At 74.0% G+C, this 14,383-nt stretch carries 1 protein-coding gene; it reads left to right on the forward strand.

Going from position 1 to position 14,383, the window contains the following annotated elements:
• Positions 1-2 precede the first annotated feature (2 nt).
• The gene (locus HNR22_RS31095) at positions 3-14,375 is read left to right on the forward strand and encodes a type I polyketide synthase (RefSeq protein WP_246380580.1); all 14,373 of its coding nucleotides are present in this window, start codon (positions 3-5) and stop codon (positions 14,373-14,375) included.
• Positions 14,376-14,383: the final 8 nt, after the last annotated feature.

The raw sequence follows: 14,383 nt of genomic DNA on the forward strand, positions 1-14,383 counted from the left end.
TGATGGCCACCTCCAACGACAAGCTCGTCGAGGCACTGCGCTCCTCCCTCAAGGAGAACGAGCGTCTGCGCCACCAGCACCGCCGACTCACCGAGGCGCAGCGGGAACCCATCGCCGTCGTCGGAATGGCCTGCCGGTATCCCGGCGGCGTCGACTCGCCCGAGGCCCTCTGGCGACTCGTCGCCGACGGCGCCGGGGCCCTGTCCGGCTTCCCGGACGACCGCGGCTGGGACCCGGCCGCCTCGTACGCCCGCCCGGCCGGCTTCCTGGACGCGGCGGGTGAGTTCGACGCGGCGCTGTTCGGCATCTCGCCCCGGGAGGCCGTCGCCATGGACCCGCAGCAGCGGCTGCTCATGGAGACGGCCTGGGAGGCCCTGGAGCGCGGCGGCGTCGACCCGCTCTCGCTGCGGGGCCGCCAGGTCGGCGTCTTCGTCGGCTCCAACACGCAGGACTACGCGTCGGTGCTGATGCGTACGCCGATCGCCGACGAGGGTCACCTGCTCACCGGAAACGCGGCCGCCGTGGTCTCCGGCCGCCTGTCGTACTTCTTCGGTCTTGAGGGCCCGGCGATCACCGTCGACACCGCCTGCTCGTCGTCGCTGGTCGCGCTGCACCTGGCGGTCCAGTCGTTGCGGCAGGGCGAGTGCACGATGGCGCTGGCCGGCGGCGCGACCGTCATGTGCACCACCGGCGCGTTCGAGGAGTTCGAACGACAGGGCGGGCTCGCGGCCGATGGCCGCTGCAAGTCGTTCGCCGCGGCTGCCGACGGCACCGGCTGGGGTGAGGGCGTCGGGCTGCTGCTGGTGGAACGGCTCAGCGACGCCCGCCGGCTGGGCCACCCGGTGCTCGCCGTCGTCCGCGGCACCGCGGTCAACCAGGACGGCGCGTCCAACGGCCTCACCGCCCCGAACGGCCCGTCCCAGCAGCGGGTCATCCGCGCCGCCCTGGAGAACGCCGGGCTCACCGGCGCGGACGTGGACGCGGTCGAGGCGCACGGCACCGGCACCGTGCTCGGCGACCCGATCGAGGCGCAGGCGCTGCTCGCCACCTACGGCCGGGACCGGGCAGCGGGCGACCCGCTCTGGCTCGGCTCGATCAAGTCGAACATCGGCCACACCCAGGCCGCCGCCGGTGTCGCCGGGATCATCAAGATGGTCATGGCGATGCGGCACCGCACCCTGCCGCAGACGTTGTCCGTCGACGCGCCCACCCCGCACGTCGACTGGTCGACCGGTGCGGTGGAGCTGCTCACCGAGGCCCGTCCCTGGCCGTCCGGCGATCACCCGGCCCGGGCCGGGGTGTCCGCCTTCGGCGTCTCCGGCACCAACGCCCACGTCATCGTCGAGCAGGCCCCGCCCGGCGACGAGGAGCCGGCCCGCGAACCGGTCACCGTCCCGGCGCCGCTGCTGCTCTCCGGCCACGACGACGCCGCCCTGTACGCCCAGGCGGCCCGCCTCGCCCGCCACCTCACCGAGCGCGACAGCGACCCCGGTGACATCGCGCACTCGCTGGCCACCACCCGCGCCGGTCTGCGGCACCGCGCCGCGATCACCGCAACCGACCCGGCGGAACGGCTCGCCGCCCTGACGGCACTCGCCGAGGGACGCGGCACGGCCGGCGTGGTGCGGGACACCGTCACGCGCGGCCCGCTCGCGTTCGTGTTCTCCGGTCAGGGGTCACAGCGGCCGGGCATGGGCCTGGAGTTGGCGTCGTCGTTCCCGGTGTTCGCGGAGGCGTTCGACGCGGCCTGCGCGGAGCTGGATCGTCACCTGGACCGGCCGATCCGCGAGGTGATCGCCGATGACGCGGGGGCCCTGGACCAGACCGTCTATACGCAGAGCGCGTTGTTCGCCGTCGAGGTTGCGCTGTTCCGCCTCGTGGAGTCGTTCGGTGTTACCCCGGATTACCTGGTGGGTCATTCGATCGGTGAGATCGCTGCCGCGCATGTGGCCGGGGTGTTGTCTCTTGCCGACGCGGCGAAGCTGGTCGCGGCCCGTGGTCGGTTAATGCAGGCCCTGCCGACCGGCGGGGTGATGGTCGCGGTTCGGGCCACCGAGGCGGAGGTGTTGCCGCTGTTGACCGGCGGGGTGTCGGTCGCGGCGATCAACGGTCCCCGTTCGGTGGTGCTGTCCGGTGCCGCCGATGAAGTCGCGGCCGTCGCCGCCCAGTTCGAGAAGTCGAAGCGGTTGCGGGTCAGTCACGCGTTCCACTCGGTGCTCATGGAGCCGATGCTGGCCGAGTTCGCGCAGGTGACATCGACGTTGACCTACGCGCCCCCGCAGGTCCCGGTGGTGTCCAACGTGACCGGGCAGATCGCCGACGTGCAGGACGCGGCGTACTGGGTGCGGCACGTGCGGGAGGCGGTGCGCTTCGCCGACGGCATCGCCACCCTGGAGGGCCTGGGTGTCAGCACCTTCGTGGAGATCGGCCCGGACGGCGTGCTCTCCGCGATGGGTGCCGACTGTGTGACGGACGCGGTGTTCGTACCCGTGCAACGCGCAGACCGCGACCAGTCCACCTCGCTGCTCACCGCGCTGGCCCAGGTCTTCGTGCGCGGCGTGCCGGTGGACTGGACGCCGTGCCACCCCGGCGCTCGCACTGTGGACCTGCCCACCTATGCGTTCCAGCGCCGCTACTACTGGCCGGACCTGCCGAAACCGGTGAGCGGCACGCCCGACGAGTGGCGCTACCGGGAGAGTTGGCAGCCCGTCGACGTCGCGCCCACCGAGGCCCTCGCCGGGCGGTGGTGCATCGTCGCCGACCCGGCGGACCCGACCGCCCAGCAGCTGCACGACCTGCTGACCCGGCACGGCGCCGCCCCGGACATCGGCATCGCCCTGGAGATCACCGACGGGCTGGCCGGCGTCCTGCACGTGCCCTCCCGCACCGGCGACCTCGACGCCACGGCCAGCCTGCTCGCCCTCATCAGCGCGGCAGACACCGCCGGCAGCACCGCACCGATCTGGACCGTCACCACCGGCGCCGTCACCACGGGAGCCGACGGCGTCGCGCCCGACCCCGCCCAGGCCGCGCTCTGGGGCCTCGGCCGGGTGGCCGCCCTCGAACTCCCGGACACCTGGGGCGGTCTCGTCGACCTGGCCGGGGACGTCACCGACCAACTCGTCGCGGTTCTGACCGGCACCACCGGCGAGGACCAGATCGCGGTCCGCGCCGACGGCCTGCACGCCCGGCGCATCGACCGCGCCCCCGCCACCGCCACCGAACCCTGGCAGCCGACCGGCACCGTCCTGGTCACCGGCGGCACCGGGGCGCTCGGCACCCACGTCGCCCGCTGGGCCGCGCACTCCGGCGCGGACCGGGTCGTCCTGGTCAGCCGCCGTGGCCCGGACGCGCCCGGCCTCGACACCCTGACCACCGAACTGGCCGCAACCGGCTGCCAGATCACCGCCGCGGCCTGCGACGTCACCGACCGCGCCGCCCTCGCCGCCCTCGTCGCGACGCTCCGCGCGGACGGCGCGCCGGTCCGCTCGGTCGTGCACACCGCCGGTGTCGCCCACCTGACCCCGCTCACCGGCCTCAGCCCCGCCGAGATCAGCGAGCTCGGCGCCGCGAAGGTGCTCGGTGCCCGGCACCTCGATGAGATCCTCGGCGACGAGCTGGACGCCTTCGTGCTCTTCTCGTCGATCGCGGGCGCGTGGGGCAGCGGCGACCAGGGCGGATACGCCGCCGCGAACGCGTACCTCGACGCCCTCGCCGCCCGCCGCGCCGCCCACGGTCGGCCCGCCACCGCGATCGCTTGGGGCCCGTGGGCCGGCGGCGGCATGGCCGACGCCGACGTCTCCGCCCAGCTCGCCCGGCGCGGCATCACCGCCATGAACCCGACCCGCGCCATCGCCGCGCTGGCCCACGCCGTCTCCGCCGGCGACACCACGGTCGTGGTCGCCGACGTGGACTGGTCGCGCTTCGGACCCGCCTTCACCGTACGACGCAACAGCCCTCTGCTCACGCCGCTGCTCGCCAGCGCGCCGGACGAGGCGCCGTCCACCGTCCCGGCAGGCGATCTCCTGGCCGGCCGCACCGCCGACGAGCGCCGCGCGTACCTGCTGCACCTGGTGCGCAGCGAGGCCGCCGCGGTCCTCGGCCACGAGTCCGCCGACGCCGTCCCGGCCGACCGCCCGTTCCGGGAACTCGGCTTCGACTCGCTGACCGCCGTGGAACTGCGCAGCCGCCTCGCCGCCGCGACCGGCCTGCGCCTGCCCACCACTGTCGCCTTCGACTACCCGTACGCCGCCGTCCTCGCCGCCGAGCTGGACGCGCTGCTGTCCGGCGCGGATCGCACCGCGACCACCGTCGCGCCGGCCGTCGGCGTCTCCGACGAACCGATCGCCATCATCGGGATGGCCTGCCGCTACCCCGGTGACGTCGGTTCACCCGAGGACCTGTGGCGGCTCGTCGAGTCCGGCACCGACGCGATCGCCGGTTTCCCCGCCGACCGTGGCTGGGACCTGGACTCCCTCTACGACCCGGACCCGGACCAGCCCGGCGCCTCCTACACCCGGGCCGGCGGCTTCGTCGCCGACGTCGCCGGTTTCGACGCGGCGTTCTTCGGCATCTCACCGCGCGAGGCACTGGCCATGGACCCGCAGCAGCGGCTGCTGATGGAGACCGCGTGGGAGGCGGTCGAGCGGGCCGGCATCGACCCTGCCGGCCTGCGTGGCGAGCCCGCCGGTGTCTTCGTCGGCGCGTCCTTCTCCGGCTACGGCACCGGTGACCAGATCGCCGACGGTGTCGAGGGCTACCGGCTCACCGGAACGGCGGCCAGCGTCACCTCCGGTCGGATCGCGTACGCCCTCGGCTGGGAGGGCCCGGCCGTCACCGTGGACACCGCCTGCTCGTCGTCGTTGGTGGCGCTGCACCTGGCGGTCCGCTCGCTGCGGTCCGGCGAGTGCTCCCTGGCCCTGGCCGGCGGCGTCACGGTGATGGCCAGCCCGGACGCGTTCGTGGAGTTCTCCCGCCAGCGGGGTCTGTCCGCCGACGGGCGCTGCAAGTCGTTCGCGGCGGGCGCGGACGGCACCGGCTGGTCCGAGGGCGCGGGCCTTCTGCTGGTCGAACGGCTCTCCGACGCGGTCCGCAAGGGTCACCGCGTCCTCGCCGTGGTCCGTGGCACCGCCGTGAACTCCGACGGCGCCTCCAACGGTCTGACCGCCCCGAACGGCCCCTCCCAGCAGCGGGTCATCCGGGCGGCGCTGGCCGACGCCGGCCTCCACCCGGCCGACGTGGACGCAGTCGAGGCGCACGGCACCGGCACCCGACTCGGGGACCCGATCGAGGCGCAGGCCCTGCTCACCGCGTACGGCCAGGATCGTCCGGACGCTCGACCGCTGTGGCTCGGCTCGGTCAAGTCGAACATCGGGCACACCGTCGCGGCGGCCGGCGTCGCCGGGATCATCAAGATGGTCATGGCGATGCGGCACCGGGTGCTGCCGCGCACGCTGCACGTGGACGCACCCACCCCGCACGTCGACTGGTCCTCCGGGGCGGTGTCCCTGCTCACCGAGGCCCAGCCGTGGCCCGCCGTGGACCGTCCGGCCCGCGCCGCGGTCTCCTCCTTCGGCATCAGCGGCACGAACGCCCACGCGATCCTGGAAGCGCCACCCGCCCCGCAGCCGCAGACCGCCCCGCAGCCGCTGACCGCGCCGACGCCGGCCGCCCTGCCGGTGCCGTGGACGCTCGGCGCCGCCGAACCGGGCGCGCTGAGCGCCCAGGCCGGGCGGCTGCTGCCGTACCTCGACGCGGACCCGGTCGACCTGGGCTACTCACTCACCCGACGCAGCTCCCACCCGCACCGGGCGGTGGCGTTCGGGCCGGACGCCCTCGAAGCGCTCGCCGAGGGCCGGACGGACGCCGGTCTGGTCACCGGTGACGTGGTCGACGGCAAGCTGGCTTTCGTCTTCTCCGGCCAGGGTTCCCAGCGCCCCGGCATGGGCCTGGACCTGGCGTCGTCGTTCCCGGTGTACGCGGAGGCGTTCGACGCGGCCTGCGTCGAACTGGACCGGCACCTCGACCGCCCGATCCGCGACGTGATCGCCGACGGCTGCGACCTGGACCAGACCGTCTACACGCAGTCGGCGTTGTTCGCCGTCGAGGTGGCCCTGTTCCGCCTCGTCGAGTCCTTCGATGTCAGGCCAGACTTCCTGGTCGGGCACTCGATCGGTGAGATCGCCGCCGCGCACGTCGCCGGGGTTCTCTCCCTGCCTGACGCGGCGAAGCTGGTCACCGCCCGAGGTCGGTTGATGCAGGCCCTGCCGTCGGGTGGGGTGATGGTCGCGGTGCGGGCCACCGAGACGGAGGTGCTGCCGCTGCTGACCGGCGGGGTGTCCGTCGCGGCGATCAACGGTCCGCGCTCGGTGGTGCTGTCGGGTGCCGCTGACCAGGTCGCCGCGGTGGCGGCGAACTTCAAGAAGTCGAAGCGTCTGCGGGTCAGCCACGCGTTCCACTCCGTGCTGATGGAGCCGATGCTGGCCGAGTTCGCCCAGGTCGCCGACACGTTGACCTACGAGTCGCCGCGCATCCCCGTCGTGTCCAACCTGACCGGGCAGATCGCCGATGTCCACGACGCCGCCTACTGGGTGCGGCACGTGCGGGAGGCGGTGCGCTTCGCCGACGGCATCACCACCCTGGAGAACCTGGGCGTCACCACATTCGTGGAGATCGGCCCCGACGGGGTCCTCTCCGCGATGGGTGCCGACTGCGTCACCGACGCGGTGTTCGTTACCGTGCAACGCTCTGACCGCGACCAACCGACCGCCCTGCTCACCGCCCTGGCCCACGTCTTCGTGCGCGGCGTCGCGGTCGACTGGACGCCGTGCCTGACCGGCGGCCGTCTCATCGACCTGCCCACCTACGCCTTCCAGCACCAGCGCTACTGGCCCGCCGCCACGGTCACCGGCAACGGCGACGCGGTCGACCACCCGCTGCTGGGCGGCATGCTCACAGTGGCCGGCGACGGCGACGAACGGATCTTCACAGGGCGCTGGTCGCGCACCGCTCTGCCGTGGCTCGGCGACCACCGGGTCGCCGGCGACGTCGTCGTCCCGGGCACCGCGCTGCTCGAACTCACCCTCGCCGCCGGTGCCGAGGTCGGCTGCGACCAGGTCGACGATCTCGTCCTCGCCGCCCCGCTGATCCTCGGCGAACAGCGGGTGGAGGTCCAGGTCCGCACCGGCGCGGCGGACAACTCCGGCCACCGCGCCGTCACGGTCCACGCCAGCTCCGACGGCACCCAGTGGACCACCCACGCCACCGGCACCCTCAGCACCGCCGGGCGCGACGACGACACCACGACGACCACCTGGCCGCCCGCCGGGGTCGAGGCGATCGACACGACCGGCCTCTACGACGCCCTGCGCCGTCGGGGCCTCGACTACGGTCCCGCGTTCCAGGGGCTGCGCCAGGCGTGGTCGGGTACCGACGGCGCCGTGTACGCCGAAGTGGAGCTACCCGAGACAGTGGACGGCAGCCGATACGGCGTACACCCGGCGTTGCTGGACACCGCCCTGCACCCGCTCGGCCTCGGCTTGCTGGGCGACGACGACGGTCAGGCCCGGGTGCCGTTCGCATGGTCCGGCGTCACGCTGCGGGCCTCCGGCGCGGTGACCGCCCGGGTACGGCTGGCCGACAGCGGCACCGACGCCGTCAGCGTCCACCTCACCGACCCCCTCGGGCGGACCCTGCTGACCGCCGACTCCCTGGTGCTGCGCCGCTACGCCGAGCGCACCGCCAGCACCGACGGCCTGCACCACCTCGACTGGATCCCGGTCGAGGCGCCCGGCACGTCCGACCGCACCGGAACCGAGGTGCTGCGCGTACCCGCCACCGACCCCAACGACCCGGTCACCGCCACCCATGCCACCACCGCTGCCGTCCTGGCCGCGCTGCGCGACGCCGTCGAACGGGACACCCGGCTCGCGATCGTCACCAGCGGCGCGGTCGGCTGCGCTCCCGGCGACCCGGTCACCGATCTGGCCGCCGCAGCCGTCTGGGGCCTGGTCCGCAGCGCGCAGACCGAGAACCCCGGCCGGTTCCTGCTCATCGACACCGACGGCGACGAGCAACTGGGCGCGGTGCTCGCCACCGGTGAGGAGCAGATCGCGATCCGGGACGGCGCCCTGCGCGCACCCCGACTGGCCCGGGTCACCGAACCCGCCGCCAGCCACGACTTCGGCACCGGCACGGTCCTGGTCACCGGCGCGTTCGGCACCCTCGGCCGGCTGGTCACCCGACACCTGGTCACCCGGTACGGCGTCACCGACCTGCTGCTGCTCAGCCGCCGCGGCCCGGACGCCCCGGAAGCGGCCGACCTGACCGCGGAACTCGCCGCGCTCGGCGCGACCAGCACCGTCCTGGCGTGTGACCTGGCCGACCGCGACGCTCTCGCCGCGTCGATCGGCAGCGCGGGCAGCCTGACCGGGGTCGTCCACATCGCCGGCGTGATCGACGACGGTGTCGTCACCGCGCTCACGCCGGAACGACTCGGCGCGGTGCTCCGACCAAAGGTCGACGCCGCCTGGCACCTGCACGAACTCACCGCCGAACACCCGCTGACCGCGTTCGTGATGTTCTCCTCGGCGGCCGGTCTGCTCGGCAGTCCCGGCCAGGCCAACTACGCGGCCGCGAACGCCTTCCTCGACGCCCTGGCCGACCTGCGCAACCGCGCCGGGCTGCCGGCCTCCTCACTCGCCTGGGGACCCTGGGCCGCCGGCATGGCCGCCGACCTGGACCCGGACGCTGTCCAGCGGATCAGCCGTGGCGGACTGGCCCTGATCACACCCGAGGACGGCCTCGGCCTCCTCGACGCGGCCGGTCAGCGCACCGCTGTCGTCCCGCTGCGGCTCACCTCCGGGCGTACCGCGCCGACCACCGTCCACCCGCTCCTGCGCAACCTCGTCCGGGCCGGGCGGCGTGGCACCGCCCGGGCCGCCACCGGTGACGCCTCCCTGGTCCAGCGCCTCGGCGCACTACGCCCGGCCGACCAGCGGGAAGCGCTCCTCGACCTGGTCCGCACCCACGTCGCGAGCGTGCTCGGCCACGGCTCGGGTCAGGCCGTCGCCCCCGGCAGGGCGTTCCAGGAGACCGGTTTCGACTCGCTCGCCGCCGTCGAGCTGCGCAACGGACTGAACGCGGCAACCGGCCTGCGGCTGCCGGCCACCCTCGTCTTCGACCACCCGAGCCCGGCCGCTCTCGCCGCCCACCTGCACGAGACGCTGTTCGGCGCCGACGTGACCGGCACCCCGGAGACCACCGCGCCAGTCCGGGCCGACGAGCCGATCGCCATCGTCGGCATGGCCTGCCGCTATCCCGGCGGGATCAGCTCACCCGAGGACCTGTGGCGCCTCGTCGAGTCCGGCAGCGACGCGGTCGGTGACTTTCCCGCCGACCGCGGCTGGGACGTGGACCGTCTCTACCACGCCGACCCGGACCACCCCGGGACCTCGTACACCCGCTCCGGTGGCTTCCTCGCCGACGCCGCCGACTTCGACGCCCCGTTCTTCGGGCTCGGCCCACGCGAGGCGCTCGCCACGGACCCCCAGCAGCGGTTGCTGCTGGAAACCTCGTGGGAGGCCTTCGAGCGGGGCGGCATCGACCCGGCGACCGTACGCGGCAGCCGCACCGGCGTCTTCGCGGGAGTGATGTACCACGACTACGTGTCCCGCCTGGACCCCGACGGCGACGCCGTCGAAGGTCTGCTCGGCATCGGCAACGCGGGCAGCGTCATCTCCGGCCGGATCGCGTACACCTTCGGGCTGGAAGGCCCGGCGGTCACCGTCGACACCGCCTGCTCGTCCTCCCTGGTGGCGCTCCACCTGGCCATCCAGGCGATCCGCAGCGGCGAGTGCACGATGGCGCTCGCCGGTGGGGTCACCGTGATGGCCACCCCCGGCACCTTCATCGAGTTCTCCCGCCAGCGTGGGCTCTCCGCCGACGGTCGCTGCAAGTCCTTCGGCGCCGGAGCCGACGGCACCGGCTGGTCCGAGGGCGTCGGCATGCTCGTGGTCGAACGCCTCTCCGACGCCCGCCGCAACGGCCACCCGGTCCTCGCCGTCATCCGCGGCAGCGCCGTCAACTCCGACGGCGCCTCCAACGGCCTGACCGCCCCGAACGGTCCCGCCCAGCAGCGGGTCATCCGCGCCGCACTGGCCAGCGCCGGCCTGAGCACCGCCGACGTCGACACCGTCGAGGCGCACGGCACCGGCACCGTGCTCGGTGACCCGATCGAGGCGCAGGCCCTGCTCGCCACCTACGGTCAGGACCGCCCCGACGACCGACCACTGTGGCTCGGCTCGATCAAGTCGAACATGGGCCACACCCAGGCCGCCGCCGGCGTCGCCGGCATCATCAAGATGATTGAGGCGATGCGGCACGGCGTCCTGCCGCGCACCCTGCACGCCGACGACCCGTCCCCGCACATCGACTGGTCGGCCGGCGCCGTCGCCCTGCTCACCGAGGAACGGCCGTGGACGGTGAACGGCCGTCCCCGCCGCGCCGCCGTCTCCTCGTTCGGTGTCTCCGGCACCAACGCCCACGTCATCCTCGAAGCCGCTCCCGAGCCCGCCCCGGCACCCCGGCAGCCGCACACCGGGCCGGCGATCTGGCCGCTCACGGCGACCACCACCGACGGTGTACGCGACCAGGCGACCCGGCTGCTGGCCCACCTGGGGACCCACCCCGGCTTGGACCCCGCCGACATCGGACACACCCTCAGCACGCGCGGCACCTTCCCCCATCGGGCGGTGGTGTTCGGGCGGGACGCCCTCGACGCGGCGGCCGAGGGGCGGACGGATCCCGGCCTGGTGACCGGTGACGTGGTCGACGGCAAGCTGGCTTTCGTGTTCTCCGGTCAGGGGTCGCAGCGGCCGGGTATGGGTCTGGGGTTGGCGTCGTCGTTCCCGGTGTTCGCCGAGGCGTTCGACGCGGCCTGCGTGGAGCTGGATCGTCATCTCGACCGGCCGATCCGCGAGGTGATCTTGAACGACGCGGAGGCCCTGGATCAGACGGTCCACACGCAGGCGGCGTTGTTCGCGGTCGAGGTGGCGTTGTTCCGCCTCGTTGAGTCGTTCGGCGTGACGCCGGATTACCTGGTGGGGCATTCGATCGGTGAGATCGCCGCCGCGCACGTTTCCGGGGTGCTGTCCCTGTCGGATGCGGCGAAGTTGGTCGCCGCCCGTGGTCGGTTGATGCAGGCTCTGCCGCCGGGTGGGGTGATGGTCGCGGTGCGGGCCACCGAGGCCGACGTGCTGCCGCTGTTGACCGACGGCGTGTCTGTCGCGGCGGTCAACGGCCCACGTTCGGTGGTGCTGTCGGGTGTGGCCGACGAGGTCGCTGCGGTGGCGGCGAAATTCAAGAAGTCGAAGCGTCTGCGGGTGAGTCACGCGTTCCACTCGGTGTTGATGGAGCCGATGCTCGCGGAGTTCGCGCAGGTCGCCGAATCGTTGACCTACGAGTCGCCGCGCATTCCGGTGGTGTCGAACGTGACCGGGCAGGTCGCGGAGGCGCAGGACGCCGCGTACTGGGTGCGGCACGTGTGGGAGGCGGTGCGCTTCGCCGACGGCATCTCCACCCTGGAGAACCTGGGCGTCGCCACATTCGTCGAGATCGGCCCCGACGGGGTCCTGTCGGCCATGGGCGCGGACTGTGTGACGGACGCGGTGTTCGTACCCGTGCAACGCTCTGACCGCGACCAACCGACCACCCTGCTCACCGCCCTGGCCCAGGCCTTCGTGCGCGGCGTCGCGGTGAACTGGGCACCGTGCCACCCCGGCGGACGCCTCATCGAGCTGCCCACCTACGCCTTCCAACACCGCCGCTACTGGCCCACCGGCCCGGCCGCCGCCGCGCGCCGCGACCGCACCGGCCACCCGCTCTTCGACACCGCCGTCACCCTCGCCGAGGCGGGCGGGGAACGCGTCCTCACCGGTCACTGGTCGGTCGCGACAGTGCCGTGGCTCGCCGACCACCGGGTCGACGGCACCCTCCTGGTGCCCGGAACCGCGCTGGTGGAAGCCGCCCTCGCCGCCGGCACCGGCGACCGCCTCGACGACCTGGTCCTCGCCGCCCCGCTCATCCTGGACGAGGGTGGCGCCCAGATCCAGGTACGGGTCGGCGCGGCCACCGACGAGGGCCGCCGCCCGGTCACCATCCACGCCAGCACCGACGGCGCGACCTGGACCGCCCACGCCACCGGCACCCTCGCTCCCACCGACGACGCACCGGTCCTCCCGGTGAGCCGCTCGGCCGCCGCGGCACCGCTGAACGTGGACGGACTCTACGACGAGCTGTTCCGACGCGGCCTCGACTACGGCCCGGCGTTCCAGGGGGTCCGGACCGCCTGGCGCGACACCGACGGCACCCTGCACGCTGACGTCGTCCTGCCGGACGAGGTGGACACCGGCGGCTACGGCATCCACCCGGCCCTGCTCGACGCGGCCCTGCACACCCTCGGCCTCGACGACCACACCGGCGACGGCGCCGCCAAGGTGCCGTTCGCCTGGTCCGGGGTCACCATCCACCAGCCCGGCGCCACCGCCGCCCAGGTCCGCCTGAGCGTCGGCGACGCGGTCCAGGTCACGCTGGCCGACGCCGTCGGCGACCCGGTCGTCTCCGTGGCCGCCCTGCGACTGCGGGCGTACGCGCCGCCGTCGGTGCTGCACCGCCTCGACTGGACGCCGATCGACCTGCCCGGCACCGGCGACACCGAGACCGTGATCCTGCGGATCGCGGCGGACGGCGGCGACCCCCTGGCAGCCACCCGCACCGCGACCGCCCGGACGCTCACCGCCCTCCAGTCGGCCATCGCGGACGACACCCGCCTCACCGTGGTCACCGCCGGCGCCACCGGCCGCGACGTCACCCACCTTTCCGGAGCCGCCGTCTGGGGGCTCGTCCGCGCCGCCCAGTCGGAGCACCCCGGCCGGTTCACCCTGGTCGACGCCGAACCCGGCACCGGCGAGGAGGAGATCCGTGCCGCGGCGGCAGCCGAGCAGTCCCAGATCACCATCGGTGTGGACGGCGTCTTCACCCCCGTCCTCACGCCGTACCCGGTGAGTGGCGACGAGGTCGCCAACCCAGGCACCGGCACCGTCCTGATCACCGGCGCCCTCGGTGGGCTCGGCCGGGTCGTCGCCCACCATTTGGTCACCCGGCACGGCGTCACCGACCTGGTGCTGCTCAGCCGGCAGGGCCCCGACGCGCCGGGCGCGGACGCTCTCGTCCGCGACCTCGCCGCCGCCGGAGCCACCGCCACAGTGGTGGCCTGTGACGCCGCCGACCGCGCCGCGCTCGCCAAGGTGCTCGACGGCCTCCCCGACCTGACCGGTGTCGTGCACCTCGCCGGGATGCTCGACGACGGGGTGGTCACCGCGCTGACCGAGGAGCGCGTCGCCACGGTCCTGCGCCCCAAGGCCGAGGCCGCCTGGCACCTGCACGAACTGACCCGGGACCGGCAACTGACCGCGTTCGTGCTGTTCTCCTCGGCGGCCGGCGTCGTCGGCGGCCCCGGGCAGGGCAACTACGCCGCCGCCAACGCGTTCCTCGACGCCCTCGCCGCGTACCGGCGGCGTGCCGGCCTGCCCGGCACCTCCCTGGCCTGGGGGCCATGGGCGGCCGGCATGGCCGCCACCCTCGCCGGGACCGACCTGGCCCGGATGGCCCGCACGGGCATCCTGCCGATGACCGAGACCCAGGCACTGACCGCGTTCGACCTGAGCCTCGGCGCCGCGGAACCGGCCCTGGTGCCGCTACGGCTCGACCCGACGGCCACCCCGGCCAGTGTGCCGGCGGTGCTGCGCGGCCTGCTGCGGGAGGCACCGAAGCGTCGGGCCAGCCGGCGCGGACCGGACCGTACGCTCGCCGAGCAGCTCGCCTCGACCGACCCGGCCGGCCGGAACGAGGCGGTGCTGACCGTGGTCCTCACCCAGGTGGCCGCCACGATCGGCGACGGGGCGGCGCACACCGTCGACCCGGACCTGGAGTTCACCGGCCTCGGGTTCACCTCGCTCGCGGCCGTCGAACTGCGCAACGGCCTCAACGCCGCCACCGGGCTCAGCCTGCCGGCGACGCTCACCTTCGACTACCCGACGCCGCGCGCTCTCGCCGACCACCTGCTGAGCACGCTCGCCCCGACCCGTACGCCGCGTCTGCTCGACGAACTGGCCCGGCTGGAGCAGGCGTTGACCGCCCTCCTGCCGGACGAGGTCGCCGAACTGGCCGTACGCGACGGCGTCGCGGCCCGGCTGAAAGCACTCACCGGCCAGTGGGCCGAGGTGACCGGGGCGGCCGCACCGGTTACCGAAACGCTCGACGAAGCCAGCGACGACGAGCTCTTCGCGTTCATCGACCGCCGCCTCGGCGCGTCCTGACCGGCTCG

Origin of the sequence: Micromonospora jinlongensis, from assembly GCF_013410645.1 — a bacterium.
Taxonomy (GTDB): Bacteria; Actinomycetota; Actinomycetes; order Mycobacteriales; family Micromonosporaceae; genus Micromonospora; species Micromonospora zamorensis.